Consider the following 19,287-nt stretch of genomic DNA (forward strand, 5'->3'; position numbering starts at 1 on the left):
GCAGCATGACAAAAAAATACAAGCCGGTCCCACTAACGGGAAACTCGGCTTGCATAATGAGCGGTTTATACGGCTATCAGGGCAGGCAGCTATTGCAGTACGGCGTTGCGCCATGAGCCATATGCAGTAATATCTTCTGCGCCATGCTCGGCGTAGGCTTCGCAAATAAACCCGGGCACTTCGGTTCCATCACTCAGCTCAACCTTGCCTATGCCAAGCGGTGCTGGAATAGACGCTGTGAAGCCTCCGAAGGAAGCGACCGGCATCTCCCAGATTTCGAGCGTAACGGATGAACCGCCTTGCTTCTGCTTAATCATCCCCGGCTTCGCAGGAGTAGTCGGCAGCTTCACAAGCCGATATTTCGACGCACTCTCGGCCTCCCGTACAAATGTGGCGCCGCAAGCAATCATCTGCTTCTCTAGCGGGAATCCTCGCATATGCAGACCGCAGACCGCGACCAGCGTCGTTGCCGGAGTTACAACCGTTGTTTGCGGAGCAGACGGTTTCGCATCACCTGCTGGCTGCTCACCGCCAAACGCGGAGACGAACCGTTTCGCTGCTCGGCATAGCAGCGATTCATTCTCCGCAGTGGCGAACAAGGTCACGCCAAACGGCAAATCCGTATCCGCTTCTCCAGCCTGAACCGCAACGGCGCACAGATCAAGTAAATTGCAATGATTCGTATAACGTCCCATATCGCTGTTCGTGCTGATCGGATTCGCTCGCACCTCATCGCGCGTCCATGTCCCGCCGCAAGTCGGCAAGAACAGAACCGCGTCCTTGAGCAGCTGCTTCGCTTCCAGCTTGAAGGCTTGCAGCTTATGCGCAGCTTGGAAGACCGCTGCCGCGGTATAATCCGGCGATGCGCCGGTTCGAAGCACCTGCTCCGTTACAGGAAATGCCGTTCCGGGATGGCTTTCGATGAATGGACCCAGATCCGCCCATCGTTCCGCTACCCAAGGTCCGCCGTATAGAATTGCCGCAGCTTCCGCGAACAGGTTGAGCTCTACGTAAACAACAGGCAAGCCCATCGCTTCAATGACAGCTACCGACTTCATCCATGCACGCTCATATTGACCCGCGAACGGTCCGTAGAAGGTCGGCGTCTCAGTTGGTAAACATACCGTAGCAGGAAGCATATCGCCCGCCGAAGGATGCGCAATCGAGCGCGACCACGGGTCTGTTTCTTCCAAGCCGCGGGCATGCCGGTCGACAGCCAGCGCATCGTCAAGACTATGCGCGAAGACAGTTACGCAGTCCAGGCTCGCACAGGCCGGAACAACGCCTTTCGTCGGCCAAGCGCCAAGGCTCGGTTTATAGCCGACCAAACCGTTCAGCGCAGCCGGAACGCGCCCTGAGCCGGCTGTATCCGTGCCAAGCGCGAAGACGACTTGCCCGCGCGCTACGGACACGGCCGAGCCGGAGCTGGAACCGCCGCTGATCAGCTCGCTTCGCAGCGCATTATGCGTTTCCCCATAGGGGCTTCGCGTCCCGACAAGACCGGTGGCGAACTGATCCAGATTGGTTTTGCCAATGGGAATGGCTCCTGCATGGATAAGTCGATGTACCACAACTGCGCTGGCTGTAGGTGTATAGCTGAATTCGGCACAAGCGGCCGTTGTCGGCACACCAGCTAAATCGATATTGTCTTTGACAGCAAAGGGGATCCCCCAGAGAGGCGAGCTCTCCGGAGTCAGCGTCGTCAACCGGTCCAGATAAGGCTGAATGACCGCAATGGACGGCGGTGTAATCCATATATTCATCTCCGCATCCGCTTCCGCTCGGCGGATGATCTCCGCAATCACATCAGCAGGCTCCAGAAGCTTGGCGGTATATTGTTCTCTGAGCCATTGCAAGGTCAGTTCATTTGGCCATTCTATCGTGGTCGTGGTCATATGCTCAGCGCCTCTCTTTCCCTCTCCTTCACGAGCCCGACAATCAGTTGACCCGTATGCACTTCATCGCCCGGTTTCACGAAGATCGAAGAGACAAACCCGTCGCAAGGTGCAGTCTGGGTAAACTCCATCTTCATGCTCTCCTCGATAATCAGCGTTTCGCCTTTCTTCACCTCTTGACCAGGGGTCACAAGCACCTTCCATACACTTCCCGGCATCGTGCAGCGAACCGCGATCGTACCCTCAGGCAGCTCATCCTCAGGTGCTTCTTTACTTGCATCCTGCTCGGATATAAATTCAGCGAGTCCAAGTGCTTTCCAGTTCTCACGCTCTGCTTGGAAGGCCTTTTGCTGCATCGTTTGGAAGGCATCCGTGCCCTCCTTGATTCCATCCAAGAACGCAAGATAGTCACTTAGCTTGAACGTCGTTTCCGTAATATCCGCCTCGAACCGTCCGCGCGTGAAGTCTTCACGGAGACGCAGAAGTTCATCCGCTGTTACAGGGTAGAACTGAATTTGGTCAAAGAAGCGAAGCAGCCACGGTTTACCTGCCTGGAAGCTCTCGGTTTGGCGGTTCAAGTTCCACATTTGAATCGTACGGCCTACGAACTGATAGCCGCCCGGACCTTCCATGCCGTAGACGCACATGTACGCGCCGCCGATACCGACCGCATTCTCCGGCGTCCATGTACGAGCCGGATTGTATTTGGTAGTGACGAGTCGATGACGCGGATCGATCGGCGTCGCAACAGGTGCTCCAAGATAAACATCGCCAAGGCCTAGCACCAGATAATTAGCCTCATGTACGATCTTGAACACTTCATCTAGATCGCCAAGGCCATTGATGCGACGAATGAATTCTAGGTTACTCGGACACCATGGAGCATCCGGACGTACATTTTGTTGGTAACGCTCAATGGCCAGCTGAGTAGCCGGATCATCCCACGAGAGCGGCAATCGAACAATTCGCGAAGGAACCTCGATCGTTTCAAGCGGCGGCAGGCCGGAGTCCAATTCAAGAATGCGTTCAGCCGCTTCTCTCACATTCGTCCGCTTCGGATCAATATGAACTTGAAGCGAGCGAATGCCCGGCGTCAGATCCTGTACCGGAATCACGCCTGTTTCCCGAATAGCCTGCATTAGCGCGTGGACTTGGAAACGAAGCAGCAAGTCCAGCTCCATCTCACCGTACTCCACCAGAATGTTCTCATCCCCGCTGCAGCGGATCGTAATCGGGAATCTGCGATTGACCGATTCCTGCTTCAATAGCGGGTATTCAGGCCTCTCAGTCAACTCGTAATCGGCTGGAGGCAAGCCAAGCGGTACGAGCTGCTCCCAGTCCCCTTGCCCGATCGCTTCCAGATTGCTTTCTTGTTCCTTGCGCAGCCGGTCCGCCTCATCCAGCGACAGCAATTGGAAACGAACGCGGTCACCCGGATGCAGCTGGCCCAGCTTCCAGAATTCCGCGGACGCTGTCGTCACCGGGCAGACGAATCCGCCCAAGCTGGGACCGTCCGGCCCAAGCAGAATCGGCATATCTCCGGTCAAATCCAGCGTCCCAACCGCATAAGCGTTGTCGTGGATATTGGATGGATGCAGACCGGCTTGACCGCCATCTTCTCTTGCCCAATGAGGTGCAGGGCCGATGAGCCTTACACCTGTCCGCGAGCTGTTAAAATGCACCTCGAAGCTTGTTTCCGCAAGCTCCTTCAGGTAAGTAGGCAGCAAATATTCAGCTGTACAGTGCGGTCCCGGAATAACGCCGATCGTCCACGTCCGCGTCATCGTCGGTAAGTCCCACTCTTGCAGCTGCACGACTGCTCCAGACGGCGGAACCTGCTGCCCTACGCTCCGATTGACGCCAAGCACATCCCCTGCGCGAAGTGCCCGTCCGCCATGTCCGCCGAAATTACCAAGCGTAAATGTAGCGGAACTGCCAAGGATACGCGGCATATCAAACCCGCCGGCAACCAGCAAATAACCTCTCATGCCTGTTTTGGCTTCGCCGTAGCTGAGCACCTGACCTTTTCGAGCATGGATCGGCTGGTACAATGGGACAGCTGCCTCATCCAGCACCGCTTCCATATCGGCACCGGTCAAACAAATCCACATATCATCACGGAACTTATAAGCACCGCCGCGCAGTGTCAGCTCAAGTCCTGCGGCGTCATCCTCATTGCCAAGCAGCTTGTTCCCCATGCGGAACGACAGCGGATCCATCGGACCGCAAGGCGGAACGCCGACATCCCAATATCCCGTTCGCCCCGGCCAATCCTGCACGGTCGTTTGAACGCCTCCATCGATGACTTCTATAGCCAGCTCAGCAGGCTCAAACGTATTCAACAGCTGTGTGTACACGTTGCCGCTCAAGCAATCTTCATGACTAAGCAGCGCTTTGACATACTGTAAATTCGTCGTGACCCCATAGAGACGCGTCTCATCGATGGCTTGAATCAGCTTCGCAATGGCATCCATCCGATTGTCGCCGTGAACGATGATCTTCGCCAGCATCGGATCGTATAGCGTGGTTACCGTTATGCCATCACGTACCCAGGACTCAATGCGTGCATGTTCTGTAAATTTCACTTGATCCAGCTTACCGGCGCTCGGACGGAATTGCTGCAGACAATCCTCTGCGTAGATACGCGCCTGAATGCTGTGGCCGACAGCCGGTTTAATCAACGATTCCAAGTCAGTCAGCTCATTCGCGGCTTCCCGAACCATCCATTCCACCAGATCAAGGCCAAGCACTTCTTCGGTTACGCCATGCTCCACTTGCAGCCGGGTATTCACTTCCAGGAAATAAAAAGCGCATGATTCCGGATCGTACAAATATTCAATCGTTCCCGCACTGCGGTAGCCAACCTCTGCAGCAAGCCGCTTCGAGGAGGCGAACATTTCTTGACGTACATGCTCTGGCAAATTCGGCGCCGGACTTTCTTCGATGACCTTCTGATTCCGACGCTGAATCGAGCAGTCGCGTTCGCCCAAGGTCACGACTTCACCAAAGCCGTTGCCGAAGATTTGAACTTCAACGTGGCGGGCTCTTGCAATATATTTCTCTAGAAAGATGCCGCCGTTCTTAAAATTCGTCTCCGCCAAATAACGGACGCCATCGAAAGCCGCAGCAAGCGCACTCTCGTCTGCGCACACCCGCATGCCGATTCCGCCGCCGCCTGCCGTGCTCTTCAGAATAACGGGATACCCGATCTCTTCCGCCTGCGCCAGCGCTTCGTCCAGCTCCGAGATCAACGCCGTTCCGGGCAGCATCGGTACACCTGCACGCTCCGCAATTTCACGAGCCGAATGCTTCAGACCGAACATCTCCATCTGCTCCGGAGTAGGTCCGATGAATACGATGCCTCGTTCGCGGCAGGCACGTGCGAATGCTGCATTTTCGCTCAAGAAACCATAGCCCGGATGGATCGCCTGCGCGCCTGTATCGATTGCGGTTTGGAGAATTCGATCCACATCCAGGTAGCTTTCTTTGGCAGGACCCGTTCCGATCAATACCGCTTCATCTGCGCCATCGACATGAAGGCTGTCTTGATCAGCTTGCGTATAGACGGCAACGGATTGAACGCCTAGCTTGCGAAGCGTACGTTCGATTCGAACGGCGATTGCACCGCGATTCGCGATGAGAACTTTAGTGAACATGGACATGGTGTTTCCCTCCCTGAATGACTCTATTTCTCTCTATGGATTCCAGATCAACACTCGAATCGGAGTTGGGTTATACGCATTACATGGATTGTTCAATTGCGGGCAATTGCTGATTAACACCATCGTGCGGCAGATCGATTCGAGCTCTACATAACAACCTGGCGCAGATACCCCATCCGCAAATCGCAGCCCGCCATCCTCAGACACGGGTACATTCATGAAGAAGTTCACATTAGGGGCCAAATCTCGTTTCGTATAGCCGCCTTCATGTTGGGCCAGCTGCAGCATGAAGGTATCGCGGCAATTGTGCATCTGAAGCTTCTCATGCGCATAACGCACGGTATTACTCTGAGCGGAACAGGAGCCGCCGACCGTATCATGTCTGCCGCAAGTATCGGCGACGATCTTGAGCAGTTCCTTGCCGGATTCGGCACGAAGCACCGAGCCTGTAGTTAAGTAAATGTTTCCTTGCCCCGTAATTGTCGCAACCGCACTATAATGATCTTCCGGATTATCCGCGTCGTAGAACAACGTATCCGCCGCTTGGTTTCCTTCCAAATCAACGATCCGCAGCACTTGACCCGGCTGAAGCTCTTTCATCCAGCCATCCCCTGCCATTACAATTTCATCTATAATCGCCGATTCCGGTTGCAGCGTGCTTTCGTATCGGTTAAACGCAGTAGTAGTCATCTTAGTTCCCCCTCAAATGTAGTCATTGCGTTGCGTGTATCCTTCAAGCCCCTCGTATAATTAACGACCAGCGAGCAAGTAGTACTCCGCCGTATTCTCGAATGCTCGCCGATTCTCGGATCTAAAGTTGCAGCAATAGTCGGTTTCCAGATTGACAGCCGGAGCCGCGAATACCTCAAGCTGTACAGCAGCTGTCGGATAATGGGTACTGGGATTCATCGGGTTCGGCGTATTCGAGACGACAAGGAGAATATCCATTTCTGTGCGAAGCGTTACGGCTGCGCCTTCTTTGCAATGTGCAGCATCGTAAGTCAATTGGCCTACGCTGTCGCAGCTCACTTTCGAGAACAAATTAACGACCGGTCCCATATCGCGTACACCTAACCCGTTACGAACGAGCTCGACCGCAAAATTCTCATAGCCGCTGCGCAGCCACTCATTCCGAAGCAGCTGGTATTGCGTCAATCCGAACTTGCTGTCCGTGGATGTGCGAGTCGTAAAGCCGGTAATCGTATCATGCCAGCCAAGCTCATCATCGACGAAGCTTGCCATCGCGCGGCCATTATCGCTCATCAGAATATTTCCATGAGTCAGGTGGGCCGTATATTGGGCTTTCAGCGTATCCGGCATATTGTAGCGCTCAGTCAAATCATCAGCGTGGAACATCATTACCGATAAATTAGCGTTATCCTGCAAGGCCGTAAAACGAAGCAGCCTCCCTTTGCTAATTCTCCCTGACCATTTATCGCCTGCCCCAAAGGTTGTGGTCCATAATCCTGTCGTCATTGAATAGTCCCCCTCGAAAAATGATTGAAATATAAAAAGCCTGAGAGATTGGTTTCTCCCAGGCTTTTATCCTTCCGTGTTATGCAGCGCTGCTGCACACCATCTCTCGGACCAGACCTGCATGAACGAATCAATCATGCAACGGAACCCTAGATGGTTAGTTGTTCTCAATAGCTAACATGAGAACCGATATTCAATTGTTAAAACCTGCTATTGATTCGTATTATAGGGGTGATTTCTGCAAAGTGTCAATCCTTATGTAAGGTATTATTACATTAACGTTCGTTAGGCAATGCAAACAACAACAAAAAAACCTCCCCTACATGCGTTAAACGCACATAGGAGAGGCTGTTTGAGGGCCGTATTAATGACGCTGCGGAAGAGATTTGACATAACGGTCGGATACATCCATAAGCTGCATCACATAGTCATAGTCGCTTCGATAAGGAGCAAGATTCGTCACCGGCTCAAGCGTTCGAATGTTTACCGCCTTGCCATCCTCGAAGCCTTTGCCCGGTACGAACAAGATGTCATTGTTGTAGAACGAGCCTGTCGGGAGGTAGTACCGCGTCCCAAACACATTTCGGTCCACATTAAGCAGATCATGGCCGAAAGCCGTAAATTGTTCATCCTTCAGCGACACGCCGAGCAAGTTCGCGACAGTCGGCATAATATCCAGCTGACCGCCTACATGATCGATAACTTTACCTTGCTGGCCCGGCGCGTGGATGATAAGCGGAATATTAAACCGACTGACTTGCGGGTCGTATTTGATGCCAAGCGCTTGTTTCACAAACGCAGGATCGTTCTCGTCCGGCTGAAGCCCAAAGTGGTCTCCGTACAACACGAGAACGGTATTATCCCATTGCCCTGCGGCTTTGAGCTTATCGATTAATGTTCCGATTGCATAATCCGTGTAGTTCACACCCAGCAAATAATTGCCCAGCTGCGTGCCTTTGAGCTTCTCCGGAAGCTGCATTTTCATGCGATCCAGCGGAACTTCGAACGGGAAGTGATTCGACACCGTAATAAACTGTCCATAATACGGCTTACTGCCGCCACTCACTTCTTGCAGCTTCTCTACGCCAACGCGGTATAGCTCCTCATCCGAGGCTCCGAAGCTGTTGTAATGATCGTTCTTGTAATAAGGCTTGTCAAAATAATGATCAAACCCTAGCGCCGCGTACAGTTTATTGCGATCCCAGAACGTCACGTCATTGACATGAAACGTACTTGAGACATAGCCGTTCTTGTCCAGTAATTTCGGCAGGCTGGGAATATCCCGATCCCCATACCCGGTAGACATCGCAATCTTCGCAGTCGGATAGATGGACGTGTTGGACATGAATTCGGCATCGGAGGTGTTCCCCTGTCCAATCTGTTGGAACACGTGCGGGAAATAGAAGCTTTCATCTGCCAGCTTGTTCAGCACGGGCGTCAGCTCTTGACCGCCTACGGAGAGATGAATCGGGAAATTCTGAAAGGCCTCCATCTGGATGATGATTAGATTCTTGCCTTTCTCGGAGCCGAAATAGGCCGCAGGAACGCCGCTAGCCACATCTTTGTAAGGATAGCTAGCTTGAAGTTCGCTTGCTTCCTGCGTAATTTCGTCGATATTCCCTTCGGCAGCCACGCTGTTGTCTTGAGCCGCTTTAATCGCTGCCGATATTTGATAATTCAAGAAACCTTCCTGCTCAGCCTCGACCAGCTCGTTATCGATTGGCATGCCCACTTGAATAACGCGCGCCGAAAGCGCGAAACTAACGATAAGAATAGCCGTCATCACGACACGGTAAATTGGCGTTACCGCCCGCTTCCTATAACCGCCGCTGTAACTGCTCCAAGAACGGTTTCGGCGTGACCTTCTCACTGCCGCGATAATCCAAAGCGCTAATCCAACCGCCAAATCGGCAAAAAACCAGAAATGGTTCAATTGGATCGTCGACTCAACGCTTGATCCGATCTTCGTCACCTGATGCAGCTCATATAGCGCCGTGTAGGTGGGTACGTTCCCGAAATGCTCGAAATAAACAGCAGATGAGAACAGAGCGAAGGAATAAACGAGATTCACCGCGCCATACACGGCAGTCCGAAGCTTGCTTGGCGTAACCAGTTCAACGAGGCTGAGCAAGACCATGATAGCGCCGATGTCTGCGATAATATGCGTTATATCAATTTTGTCAAATAAGAAATAGCGCAGCAGCAGCATTTTGGCATGGAATAGTGCAATAGCCATATAGAATAGCGGAATTCCCGCATTCTTCTCCTGATTCAGAGAAAGCAGCGACCTCCGCTGACGAATTGGAAAATGATTCATATCGACTTTCTGTACCTTCTTTCTTATTAGCTGAACCGCTGCCTAAAGCCGCATTTCCGGCAAAGCTCTTCAACGGCTTCCCTGCGCGAAAATCCGTCATAGAGCCGGTTCGCACGATCACCTTCAATAATTTCCGAGAATGCGGTCTGATGAATGTTGCCCAGATTGATTACGCCCTCGCCGTCTAAGCAGCAAGGTACGACTGTACCGTCAACCAGAATGCCTGCTTGATTGCGAAGCGCATGACAGAAGCCTTTGCCATCGTCTTCCGGCTCCTTCAGATCCGGCCACTTGAACTCCACCTCGTGGTTCAAATAAACACGGTCCGCAATCTTAATCCCATTCCCGCGCGTAAATTTCTCTTGAATGCGGAAATCCAATTCGAATGCCTCTTCAATCTGCTCTAAAATCTCATGATTACGGTTTACCTCGACATTGACCTCATTGTCTTCAGCCAAATTCCACAAGCGAAGCGAAACCAGCATGTCCGAAGTCGCAACAGCCTCTTTCACGAACGACAGCACGCTGCCGATATAACCTTCTTTATCAACCGAACCTTCATGTCCGTCAAAGCTGTGCAGCGAGAAGTTCATTTGACGAAGTGCAGGTTTGCCCATGATCTTGTGTTTGGCTTTGTGCAATAGCGTTCCGTTAGACGTAATATTCACCTTGAAGCCGCGCTCGTGACTGATGTCGAGCAGCTGATCGATTTTCGGATGCAGCAGCGGTTCGCCCTTTAGATGGAAATAAATATAATCCGTATGCGGTTTAATTTCATCCAATATTTTCGTGAAGTCTTCGACCTTAATGAAATTTGCCTGACGTTTCGTTTGCGGACAGAACGAGCAAGCCAGATTGCAGACACTCGTAATTTCGATATAAAATTTCTTGAATTTTTTCATCCCGATTAGGCCCCGTTCATACGATCAATATAGGTTGCGGTGCAAGAACATACCCTCCATTATAAATCGCCGATGCAAAAGCTGTCCACTTAAGGCCACTGGAAACAGCGGTTTTGTCATTGACACATCGGGCAAGGGCAACTTATAATTGCGCTAATCATGCCATTGAGAATGAGAAATATTATCAAAGGAGCGCGAGCCAATGATGATGAACAAACCCGTCATCGATTTCTCCCCATTCGATAAGTACTACATACGCGTCTCGCCAACAGGCGCTGCTACCCCGTCCTTCGAGATGCCTGCGACCGATTTTCTACGGGGAGCCGATGTGATACAACGTGCGTTTGAGATCGTAAGTTTGACTGCACGCGCTACCGGCTCCGAACTGGCAACTTCTTATATCGGCGGCTCTTTATTCCAACTATGCGCAGTAAGACTGCTCTTGTTGTCCAAGTATAATGTGCAGTTCGACATGGCGATTGACAAACTTACGTTTCAAATGGAGGATTTCGGCACTTATCATTCATTCGGCTATAAGCTGCATGACTTCAGCTACACGGAGGTACCGGAACATGTAGACCGCGGAATGTTCGTCCGAGATACGCTTGAGGCGGATTTTCGAACCGTAGTGGAACCGCTGCTGAATACCATCGCTTCTGCCGGGAACCTGAAGGCTGCGGTCATATGGACGCAATTCGGCAGCAAGCTGGCTAACATGATAACCACTTTCGAAGCAAATGAAACCTCTGAAGAAGTTCGAAAGCGATTCGCACATGATTGCAAGGTACTCACGGAACAGCTCGATCCCAGTCTGTTCGGCAGCAAACGCAATCCCTTCGTACATACGCCTAGGTATGTCGACAGCCCCTTCCAGCTCGGCAGCAAAATCATGATTCGCTCCGGCTGCTGCATGTACTACTGCAACGAAGACGGCGTCATGTGCTACAGCTGCCCGAAACTCACAGCCCCCCAGCGCGAAGAGCGCTATGCAAGCATCGTTAATAAGAGCTGAACGGAGCAAGATTCCGTTCAGCTTTTTTGTTACCAACTAGCCATTTCACCCCCGCGGCGTAGGCTGAGAGTAGGAAAATCCCTACTCTCAACACCGAATCCACGTTTTATCGTCGCTGAGAGTCGGGAAAACCGACTCTCAGCACTCAAACTAACCCTTTCACCCCCGCGGTGAAGGCTGAGAGTAGGAAAATCCTACTCTCAACACGAAATCCAGGCCGAAATGACGCTGAGAGTCGGGAAATCCTACTCTCAGCACTCTCACTAACCATTTCACCCCCGCGGCGAAGGCCGAGAGTCGGAAAATCCGACTCTCAACACCAAATCCACGCTGAATCGACGCTGAGAGTCGGGAAAACCGACTCTCAACACTCCAACTAGCCATTTCACCCCCGCGGTGAAGACTGTGAGTCGGAAAATCCTACTCTCAACATCAAATCCACGTTGAATCGACGCTGAGAGTCGGGAAAACCGACTCTCAGCACTCCAACTAAGCACTCTACCCCGCGACGGTCGCTGTGAGCCTGGATATGCGACTTTCAGTACTCTAACCACCTTGCCAACCGTTTGATGATGAGCGTCCGATAAATGAACGCTCAGCTCGGAATACACACTGAATTAACTCGGAGTGTTCCAAAATCGAACGCTCAGCTCAAAAACTAACTACTCACTGCTGCGCTTAAGAGGAATAGCCGTTTAAACACGTTACTCACTCCCGTTTCGGCCACCATAAGCGGTATATCCTCTTAATGCCACCGAATAGAGCCGTTTCCCAGCACTTTCTGCTCTATCCGCATACGATAAGCGGTATATCCTCTTAAACAGGCTACTTACCCCCGTTTCGACCTCCATAAGCGGTATTCCCTCTTAACGCCACTGATTTGAGCCGTTTCCCAGCACTTTCAGCTCTATCCGCATACGATAAGCGGTATATTCTCTTAAACAGGCTACTTACCCCCGTTTCAACCTCCATAAGCGGTATATCCTCTTAACGCCACCGATTTGAGCCGCGGTACCTCCGCCGCCCCTCCCCAATCCAGGGAACGTCGCAGCAAAAACAAAAAAGGCAGCCAAGGGACTGCCTTCATTCATCCATGATCTCTAGTTCGCCATCATGCTTTCTCACTCGTCACCATGATCACTCACTCGCCATCATGATCACTCGCTCGTCAGCATGGCGTGCATTTCGTCCTTCGTCCGCTCCTGCCGGAGCACATGCTCCGCGGAGATGTCGGATTTGTTCTCGTTGCGGAAGCACTTGCCTTCCAGATAGTAGCCGTTGACTCGCGCCATGGAGTAGAACGCGCACAGCTGATTGGCAATACGAATGGCATGTTCTTTGGTTTGGGCTGAATATAACGTATTGCCGAAACTGAGTGGATTGTTGATACTCTGAATGTTGACATTAAATAGCTCTTCATCACCTTCTACTTGCTTCACCATAATTTGATTGTTGTAGCAATTGAGCAGATAATGAACTGTCATGTCATACACCGCCTTAATCACTTGTTTCGGCCCGCTATTTGCTTGCCGTACAAACTATTACACACGCCTGCCGTTTTCTAAGCAGTTCACCTTATTCTATTCTTCGGCTTCCGAGAAATGTGCTTTACAAAAACTATCAATAAGCTGCTCTTCCTCGTCTTCCAGCTCCGCATCGACATATCGGTCGTTCATACGCTCGTACAGCTCATACTTCACGATGCCCGAAGATTCGCCATCCACTTTATAAATGACGCGGATATAAACGCCATTCTCCACGAACAGCTCATCATCCTCAGGCAAGTCCACATCCAATCTAAACTCGTACCGATCGCCAGCAAGTATGCCGAACGGGTCTTTAATCTTGTCCACCGAAAATTCTGTAATCGAAATCATTGCCTCATCCCTTCAATTCCCTCAAGTTATGCCTCACTTGTTAGTATATCGTCTATTCTCATTCCTTTAAACACATGCGATTACCGACTTGCCAGCACACCTTCAAGGCGGAGCAGCTTTTCCTTCGCATCCATCCCGCCACGGAAACCGGTTAACGCACCATTCTTGCCGATAACGCGGTGACAGGGCACAACAATCAGCACCGGATTCGCGCCGATTGCAGTACCAACCGCTCGAACCGCACTCGCTTTGCCTATCCGCTCTGCGATATCGGAATAGGAGCAGGTCTGCCCATGCGGGATTTGCTCCAACGCTTGCCAGACCATCTGTTGAAAAGCTGTCCCTTTCACATGCAAAGGTAGTTGAAACCTTGTCAGCTCCCCGTTCAGATAAGCACGAAGCTGCCCGCTATATTCCCCTAATCGCTCATCATCTCTCGTTAACGTATAGCCGGGGTAATGTTTCGCGCACCATTCAGCAACCTCATCTAGCGTAGCAGCAGGCGAGCTGACATAACTTAATCCTTCATCAGTCGCAACCACTATAAGCCGCCACGATGCATCGTCAATCTCCGTCCAATACAAAGCTTTCATATTCCCAATCCTCCCTTAATCCATCCCACTCTGATCCGCAGCAGCAGCAGCACCCATCATCCGATAGGCCGACGGCGAGCTGCCTGATTCCTTCTGAAACACGGTTGCAAAATGTGCCGCATTCGGAAAGCCCACTCGCACTCCGATTTCACTAATCGTCAACTCGGATGCGGACAACAGCAGCTCCTTCGCCGCCTCCACTCGAACCTGCTGCAAATACGCAGCAGGAGACATCCCCTTAATTCGCTTAAATGTTCGCTGTATATGATAAGGACTGACATGCGCCAGCTCCGCTAATTTGGACAAAGGAAGCGGCTCCTCGTAACGCTCATGGATCACCATCGCTACCGACTCCACCCATTCTTCCTCTGGAAGCCGCCTTCCTTCCGGCTTGCACCGCTTACACGGCCGATAATCGCTCGCAAGCGCAGCTTCAGCATGCAAGAAGATGTGAACATGCTTCGGATTCGGCGTTCTCGATTTGCAGGAGGGCCTGCAGAATATTCCGGTCGAACTCACACCGTAGTAAAACTGACCATCGTACGAAGCATCGCAGCTTGCAATCGCGAGCCACATTTCACTCGTCATCATGGGCATGCACCATCACCTCCATGAGAAGAAGTATAACCTCTTTATGGGGCTGATGTAAGCTTTGCCGCATGAGAACGCAAGATTACGAAAGCGAACAACCACCCAAATATGATACAACTAATAATGCAGCAGATTTGAAAGGAGGCCTCCGACGAGATATGCATACCATTACGATTCATCCGCCTGCCCCGTTCAGCAGTGCCCATATCATTGATTATTTGAAACGATCCAGTAACGAATGCTTATTCAATGTGGAGGATAATACTGTTCTGCGGCTTATTCCAACGGCGAGCAACCCCGTACTTATAAGGATCACACCAGAGAAGAACGATTCACTGAGCATCGAGTTTCCCGCATTGGACGAAGAGCCTTCCCAGGAGCTTCGAGAAACTGCTGCCCGCTATGTATGGGAATGGTTCGATTGCGAACGCGATTTGCTGCCTTTCTATGAACTGGCTGAGCAGGACGAACTGCTTCGTGGCACTGTTAAACAGTTCCACGGACTGCGGGTAGTCGGCATCGACGACTTGTTCGAAGCGCTCTGCTGGGGAATCATGGGCCAGCAAATTAATTTAACCTTTGCTTATACGCTCAAGAGACGATTCGTGGAGCGTTTCGGTTCATCGCTGGAATGGAATGGCCGATGTTACTTTACCTTCCCTACGCCGGAGACGATCGCCGCCCTTCAGGTTTCCGACCTGACGGACATGCAGTTCACAGGCCGCAAATCCGAGTACCTGATCGGAACCGCCAATGAAATTGTCGAAGGCCGTTTGTCCAAAGAACAACTCTTGGCACTTGAAGACTGGTCCGCCATCGAGAAAGCACTAACCCGCATCCGCGGCATCGGACCGTGGACGGCAAACTATGTACTCATGCGCTGTTTACGCATGCCCGGAGCATTCCCCATCGAAGACGCAGGTCTTCACAATGCGCTGAAGCACCTTATGAAGCGGCCGGACAAACCTTCCATCGCGGAGATTAAACAGCTCTCCTCAGCCTGGGGCGACTGGAAAGCCTATGCCACCTTCTACCTCTGGCGGACCCTTTACTAACGCCGCCATTCCCCTTCAAAACATAAAAAAGCCGCCAATTGGCGGCTAAAAGTCAAATTCACCTTTCTTCTTTCGCGGTTGAGATTTGATCTTGTTCTGTACTTTGGGCAGATGCCTCATACTGCGATGCATCGGTCCTTTACAGATCGGACATGCCTGTTCACCGGCCTCGGCAAATTCCTCACGAACCCACGCTTTACACTCTGCGTTCTTACACTTCCAAATCTTCGTTGCGATCAACTGCGGCTTTTCCTCTTCATTCATCGACAATCTAAAAGCATCCTTTCTCTTGCTGCCTGAACGAAGCTAGTTCGTACGCCATTAAATTTTCAATTGACGATCAGGTAGGTTATGTTATATTATCTAACAAAGCAACGTAACTAAATATGCCATACGTTCTCTAGGGTTCCGCAGCAACCATTCCGGCATGCTGGACTGGACCGAGAGAGAACGCACAGCCGTTGCTGTGTTCACGGAGGGATAAAAGCCCGGGAGGATCTCATTTAGGGATACCTTCCGCGCTTTTTTTTATTTTTCAGCCATCCATCCTGAGAGATGTGATGGTTACACGAGAGATGACGGAAGGGTGCTGCACATGAACGTACAAGTCAAACTAACGCCAACATTATCGTTATTTCAAATCGTGTTCCTCGGCCTCGCTTGGATGACACCGATGATCTATTTCTCGATTTATGGCATTGCTTACGAATCCTCCGCCGGGATGTTAACCCAAGCGTATTTGACCGCTTTTGTCGCCATCATGTTTACTGCTTATAGCTATGGCCATATGTCCAAGGCACATTCGAGCTCCGGTTCTGCCTACTCCTATGTGAAGAAATCGATCCATCCCTATCTCGGTTTCCTTGTCGGGTGGGCATTGCTGCTGGATTACCTCTTCTCACCTATTATCGCATGCTTAACGTTCGGAATCTATATGCATGCGCAATTCCCGGCTATTCCGTCCTACTTGTGGATGATCAGTATCAATTTGTTAATTACGCTAGTGAACCTGCGCGGTGCTTCATTCTCAGCCAATCTGAGTAAATGGTTCGTCCTCATTCAAATGGGCTTCATCGCCTTGTTTTGCATCTTACTCTACCGTAACTTATCTTCCATAAGCGATCCGCTTGCGCCGCTCCTCCAACACGAGATTCCTTTCACCACAATACTGACAGGCGCTTCCATGATCTGCTTTTCCTTTCTCGGATTCGATTCCATTACGACAATGTCGGAAGAAACGAAGAACGCAAGCAAAACCATCCCGAGAGCCATCGCCATTATTATTGGGATCGCGATCGTTTTATATGTTGTCCCGTCTTATTTGACTCAGCTGACGTTCCCAAATCCAATCCCTTTCGCTGACATCGATTCGGCCGGGCTAGAAATTGTGAAGATGGTCGGCGGAGCCATGCTTGGATCGGTATTCATCATTGTGCTCTTATTTGCAATCTTTACGCAAGGAATCTCTTCCGTTTCAAGCGTGTCGCGGCTGCTGCTCGCAATGGGACGTGAATCGATCCTTCCGGACCGTATATTCGCCTATGTACACCCCAAGCTCAAGACGCCTGCGGTCAATATTCTAATTGTGGGCATGGTCTCTATGTTAGCTTTAGTCATTCGACTGGATACGGCGATCAAATTCGTGAATTTCGGCGCACTGACCGCCTTCTTCTTTGTCAACATATCTGTCATCTGCCACTACTACGTAAAGGAACGTAAGCGTTCCGTCTCAGGAACGTTAGCTTACTTGGTTCTGCCTGCTACAGGCGCATGTGTCATCGGCTACCTATTCCTCCTGCTGAGCAAGGATGCACTGATCATGGGACTGATCTGGCTTATTATCGGGGTCCTGTATCAAGCCTACCGGAAACAACACGCCTTGAAGCTTATCCTGCAGAGAAACAAATCCTTCTCCATCGAGAAATCAAAAAGCACCCCATAAGGGGTGCTTCCATTGTTTGAACTTAAGATACAGTTAATCGTTAACCGTATTTGGCGCCGCTCCCAGGCTGCCATTATTGATCAAACTGCGAAGATCCGGCTCAATAGCTGCTGGATCCGTCGATGCCGGATATTGCTTCACAACGTTGCCCTCTTGATCAATCAGGAATTTTACGAAATTCCACTCGATTGTACCGGTATGGTAGGGGGCAGGCGCTGCATCCACTAAGTATTTATATAACGGATGGGCATTTTCGCCGTTCACTTCAATTTTCGCAAACATCGGGAAAGTTACGCCGTAATTGAGCTCGCAGAAGCTAGCGATCTCCTCGTTCGATCCTGGCTCTTGAGCTGCAAATTGATTACATGGGAAACCAAGCACGACCAAATTCTCGTCCTTATGTGCTTCGTAAATCTGCTGCAGCCCTTTATAATGAGGGGTAAGTCCACAGGCGCTCGCCGTATTGACGATGAGAAGCGTCTTCCCTTTATATGCGGACAGCGACTGCTGTTCGCCTGTAATCGTCTGGACGGTGAAATCATAAATGCTCATTGGTAGGTCCCTCCTGAATTGAGTTCACAGTATATTGCATTTAATTAAATTGTATAAAATGATTATAGCCTATGAACACCGCTCCGAGCAACCCCTAAATCAGCCACTATTCCTTCGTCAGCACCTTCTGCAGCACTCTGACCAGTTCCTCCGCATCCTGCCATACAAGCGGTCTGACTCCTTGCGGCAGCTGCTGATCAGCCACTTGGCTTGTCCAAATAATCTGGATCTCATTGCCAATCGCAAACCCCGCACGAAGCCACAACTCCGCAGTCGGTTCCGTCACATCCACCACCAGCAGCTTGCAGTTGCTAATCTCCTGCAGCACCGTTTCAATCGGTTTAGGATCAAGTCGCAGCGAGAGATCCTCTTCCAGAAACTTTGGTGCATACCCAAGCTGAATCAATCTCGGGAATACCGTTTCCAGCCAATCTCTGCTTATGCTCTCATTATGGTTGCTAAGCTGAACATAACAAGGCTTTAAAGCTTTGCCGCTTGCGGTATTAGCCGCTTCCACCCAGCCTTTCTCCGTCAGCTTGAACGTTGAGCCGATACGCTCAATATATCCGTCTTCTTTCAGCTTCTCCGTAATAAACACAAGCTCTTGCAAAGTTAAGGAATAAGTCAAATTATAGCTTTGCGAGAACTGATTAATAACGACCGCTTCACCGGGTCCCGTGGTATGTCGATGCAAGTATCGGAGAAGTCGATTCCCCTTCTCTTCGGTTGTAATCGGAATTTGCGGAGATTGTAAGATGGTCACAAGGTCCTCATAAGTAAGAATGACCTTCTCGTCACAATCTGTCTGTTCCCGAATATAAGCCGATAGGATCGGGAACGAATTCCGTTTCTCCGAATAGCTCAACAGTCGTAATGGCTCATAGCTGTCTTCCCGAAGCCCGTAAGACCCGCCAGGTGCGCACATACAGTCAATATACCATTCATTGCCGCCTTTACGTTTCACTTTCACAAGCTCGTCACAGAACAAACAGCGTTTCGATTCTAAAACTTCCATTAATCTAATCACCCCTTATTTAACGATTCGCAGCAGCCGCCTCCAATAAGGGTGCAAAGGGGATTAAGCTTCTCTCATTATTGTCCCGCTGCCTCGTCACTGTGCTGCGCTCGCACCCATTTCAATCCGTCCCAGCGCAGCACATCGCCTGCCACGATTCCCGCCTCAGCCTTCTCGCGAGGCAGTGTCAGCGCCTTCCCGTTCACCTCGATGGCAAGGAACTTCCCATCTGCGGCAACCACTTTCCCGAGCCGCTGAGTGGCGCACTTGACGTTAGTATTCGCTTCGTTTCCCATCCCTATAGCCTCCCCAGGTCAAATGTTATCCACCTATATAATCACCGTTTGTTCGTTTCCTCTCATTATACGCTTCCAATGCATGAGGGCAACATTCTTCAA

17 protein-coding genes and 2 riboswitches are annotated in these 19,287 nt (G+C 51.0%); of the genes, 3 read left to right on the forward strand and 14 right to left on the reverse strand.

Going from position 1 to position 19,287, the window contains the following annotated elements:
- Window positions 1–89: 89 nt before the first annotated feature.
- The 6 genes from atzF to BLW29_RS22425 form a co-directional block, all read right to left on the reverse strand.
- A complete protein-coding gene (gene atzF / locus BLW29_RS22400) occupies window positions 90–1,895 on the reverse strand; it encodes an allophanate hydrolase (RefSeq protein ID WP_090983745.1) in 1,806 nt (601 codons plus the stop codon).
- Window positions 1,892–5,551, reverse strand: coding sequence for an urea carboxylase (gene uca / locus BLW29_RS22405; protein WP_090983843.1), 3,660 nt, complete (start codon window positions 5,549–5,551; stop codon window positions 1,892–1,894). Before uca ends, atzF begins: the two co-directional genes overlap by 4 nt.
- Before the next feature lie 39 nt (window positions 5,552–5,590).
- Window positions 5,591–6,247 carry an urea amidolyase associated protein UAAP2 gene (locus BLW29_RS22410; RefSeq protein ID WP_090983747.1) on the reverse strand — a complete coding sequence of 219 codons (657 nt, stop codon included), beginning with the start codon at window positions 6,245–6,247 and terminating at the stop codon, window positions 5,591–5,593.
- Window positions 6,248–6,307: 60 nt separating this feature from the next.
- Complete coding sequence (locus BLW29_RS22415; protein WP_090983749.1) at window positions 6,308–7,033, reverse strand: urea amidolyase associated protein UAAP1; 726 nt, start codon at window positions 7,031–7,033, stop codon at window positions 6,308–6,310.
- 53 nt (window positions 7,034–7,086) lie between these two features.
- Window positions 7,087–7,197: riboswitch (guanidine-I (ykkC/yxkD leader) on the reverse strand.
- Between the two features lie 200 nt (window positions 7,198–7,397).
- Window positions 7,398–9,350, reverse strand: coding sequence for an LTA synthase family protein (locus tag BLW29_RS22420; RefSeq protein ID WP_177186772.1), 1,953 nt, complete (start codon window positions 9,348–9,350; stop codon window positions 7,398–7,400).
- 26 nt (window positions 9,351–9,376) lie between these two features.
- Window positions 9,377–10,252, reverse strand: a complete 876-nt coding sequence (locus tag BLW29_RS22425) for a radical SAM/SPASM domain-containing protein (protein ID WP_090983750.1) — start codon at window positions 10,250–10,252, stop codon at window positions 9,377–9,379.
- Window positions 10,253–10,454: 202 nt separating this feature from the next.
- Here BLW29_RS22425 and BLW29_RS22430 point away from each other — a divergent pair, with 202 nt between their 5' ends.
- Window positions 10,455–11,264 carry a (2Fe-2S)-binding protein gene (locus tag BLW29_RS22430; protein WP_090983752.1) on the forward strand — a complete coding sequence of 270 codons (810 nt, stop codon included), beginning with the start codon at window positions 10,455–10,457 and terminating at the stop codon, window positions 11,262–11,264.
- Window positions 11,265–12,421: 1,157 nt separating this feature from the next.
- Here BLW29_RS22430 and BLW29_RS22435 read toward each other — a convergent pair.
- The 4 genes from BLW29_RS22435 to BLW29_RS22450 form a co-directional block, all read right to left on the reverse strand.
- Window positions 12,422–12,748 (reverse strand): hypothetical protein, encoded by a 327-nt coding sequence (locus BLW29_RS22435; protein WP_090983753.1) that lies wholly within the window; start codon window positions 12,746–12,748, stop codon window positions 12,422–12,424.
- 96 nt (window positions 12,749–12,844) lie between these two features.
- Window positions 12,845–13,141 carry a DUF6509 family protein gene (locus tag BLW29_RS22440; RefSeq protein ID WP_090983756.1) on the reverse strand — a complete coding sequence of 99 codons (297 nt, stop codon included), beginning with the start codon at window positions 13,139–13,141 and terminating at the stop codon, window positions 12,845–12,847.
- 80 nt (window positions 13,142–13,221) lie between these two features.
- A complete protein-coding gene (locus BLW29_RS22445) occupies window positions 13,222–13,734 on the reverse strand; it encodes a methylated-DNA--[protein]-cysteine S-methyltransferase (protein WP_090983758.1) in 513 nt (170 codons plus the stop codon).
- Window positions 13,735–13,749: 15 nt separating this feature from the next.
- On the reverse strand, window positions 13,750–14,331 hold the full coding sequence (locus BLW29_RS22450; protein WP_256208801.1) for a bifunctional transcriptional activator/DNA repair enzyme AdaA: 582 nt from the start codon (window positions 14,329–14,331) through the stop codon (window positions 13,750–13,752).
- 152 nt (window positions 14,332–14,483) lie between these two features.
- Between BLW29_RS22450 and BLW29_RS22455 the strand changes: the two genes are divergently transcribed.
- Window positions 14,484–15,380: a DNA-3-methyladenine glycosylase family protein gene (locus tag BLW29_RS22455; RefSeq protein ID WP_177186773.1), complete on the forward strand. Its 897-nt coding sequence runs from the start codon at window positions 14,484–14,486 to the stop codon at window positions 15,378–15,380.
- Between the two features lie 45 nt (window positions 15,381–15,425).
- Here BLW29_RS22455 and BLW29_RS22460 read toward each other — a convergent pair whose 3' ends face one another.
- A complete protein-coding gene (locus tag BLW29_RS22460; protein ID WP_256208811.1) occupies window positions 15,426–15,644 on the reverse strand; it encodes a cold-inducible protein YdjO-related protein in 219 nt (72 codons plus the stop codon).
- Between the two features lie 125 nt (window positions 15,645–15,769).
- Window positions 15,770–15,877: riboswitch (guanidine-I (ykkC/yxkD leader) on the forward strand.
- Between the two features lie 98 nt (window positions 15,878–15,975).
- Here BLW29_RS22460 and BLW29_RS22465 point away from each other — a divergent pair.
- A complete protein-coding gene (locus tag BLW29_RS22465) occupies window positions 15,976–17,322 on the forward strand; it encodes an APC family permease (RefSeq protein ID WP_090983764.1) in 1,347 nt (448 codons plus the stop codon).
- 33 nt (window positions 17,323–17,355) lie between these two features.
- Here BLW29_RS22465 and BLW29_RS22470 read toward each other — a convergent pair whose 3' ends face one another.
- The 3 genes from BLW29_RS22470 to BLW29_RS22480 all read right to left on the reverse strand — a co-directional run bounded on the left by BLW29_RS22470 (window position 17,356) and on the right by BLW29_RS22480 (window position 19,185).
- Entirely contained in the window at window positions 17,356–17,874 is a 519-nt protein-coding gene (locus BLW29_RS22470; protein ID WP_090983766.1) for a glutathione peroxidase, read from the reverse strand.
- 106 nt (window positions 17,875–17,980) lie between these two features.
- Window positions 17,981–18,889: a hypothetical protein gene (locus BLW29_RS22475; protein ID WP_090983768.1), complete on the reverse strand. Its 909-nt coding sequence runs from the start codon at window positions 18,887–18,889 to the stop codon at window positions 17,981–17,983.
- Between the two features lie 77 nt (window positions 18,890–18,966).
- Entirely contained in the window at window positions 18,967–19,185 is a 219-nt protein-coding gene (locus BLW29_RS22480) for a hypothetical protein (RefSeq protein WP_090983770.1), read from the reverse strand.
- Window positions 19,186–19,287 lie beyond the last annotated feature (102 nt).

Origin of the sequence: Paenibacillus sp. CF384 (assembly GCF_900106745.1) — a bacterium.
GTDB lineage: Bacteria > Bacillota > Bacilli > Paenibacillales > Paenibacillaceae > Paenibacillus_Z.

Coding starts and splice junctions, on each gene's coding strand:
- atzF (WP_090983745.1), bottom strand. CDS start 1,895: ATGACCACGACCACGATAGAATGGCCAAATGAACTGACCTTGCAATGG.
- uca (WP_090983843.1), bottom strand. CDS start 5,551: ATGTTCACTAAAGTTCTCATCGCGAATCGCGGTGCAATCGCCGTTCGA.
- BLW29_RS22410 (WP_090983747.1), bottom strand. CDS start 6,247: ATGACTACTACTGCGTTTAACCGATACGAAAGCACGCTGCAACCGGAA.
- BLW29_RS22415 (WP_090983749.1), bottom strand. CDS start 7,033: ATGACGACAGGATTATGGACCACAACCTTTGGGGCAGGCGATAAATGG.
- BLW29_RS22420 (WP_177186772.1), bottom strand. CDS start 9,350: ATGAATCATTTTCCAATTCGTCAGCGGAGGTCGCTGCTTTCTCTGAAT.
- BLW29_RS22425 (WP_090983750.1), bottom strand. CDS start 10,252: ATGAAAAAATTCAAGAAATTTTATATCGAAATTACGAGTGTCTGCAAT.
- BLW29_RS22430 (WP_090983752.1), top strand. CDS start 10,455: ATGATGATGAACAAACCCGTCATCGATTTCTCCCCATTCGATAAGTAC.
- BLW29_RS22435 (WP_090983753.1), bottom strand. CDS start 12,748: ATGACAGTTCATTATCTGCTCAATTGCTACAACAATCAAATTATGGTG.
- BLW29_RS22440 (WP_090983756.1), bottom strand. CDS start 13,141: ATGATTTCGATTACAGAATTTTCGGTGGACAAGATTAAAGACCCGTTC.
- BLW29_RS22445 (WP_090983758.1), bottom strand. CDS start 13,734: ATGAAAGCTTTGTATTGGACGGAGATTGACGATGCATCGTGGCGGCTT.
- BLW29_RS22450 (WP_256208801.1), bottom strand. CDS start 14,331: ATGCCCATGATGACGAGTGAAATGTGGCTCGCGATTGCAAGCTGCGAT.
- BLW29_RS22455 (WP_177186773.1), top strand. CDS start 14,484: ATGCATACCATTACGATTCATCCGCCTGCCCCGTTCAGCAGTGCCCAT.
- BLW29_RS22460 (WP_256208811.1), bottom strand. CDS start 15,644: ATGAATGAAGAGGAAAAGCCGCAGTTGATCGCAACGAAGATTTGGAAG.
- BLW29_RS22465 (WP_090983764.1), top strand. CDS start 15,976: ATGAACGTACAAGTCAAACTAACGCCAACATTATCGTTATTTCAAATC.
- BLW29_RS22470 (WP_090983766.1), bottom strand. CDS start 17,874: ATGAGCATTTATGATTTCACCGTCCAGACGATTACAGGCGAACAGCAG.
- BLW29_RS22475 (WP_090983768.1), bottom strand. CDS start 18,889: ATGGAAGTTTTAGAATCGAAACGCTGTTTGTTCTGTGACGAGCTTGTG.
- BLW29_RS22480 (WP_090983770.1), bottom strand. CDS start 19,185: ATGGGAAACGAAGCGAATACTAACGTCAAGTGCGCCACTCAGCGGCTC.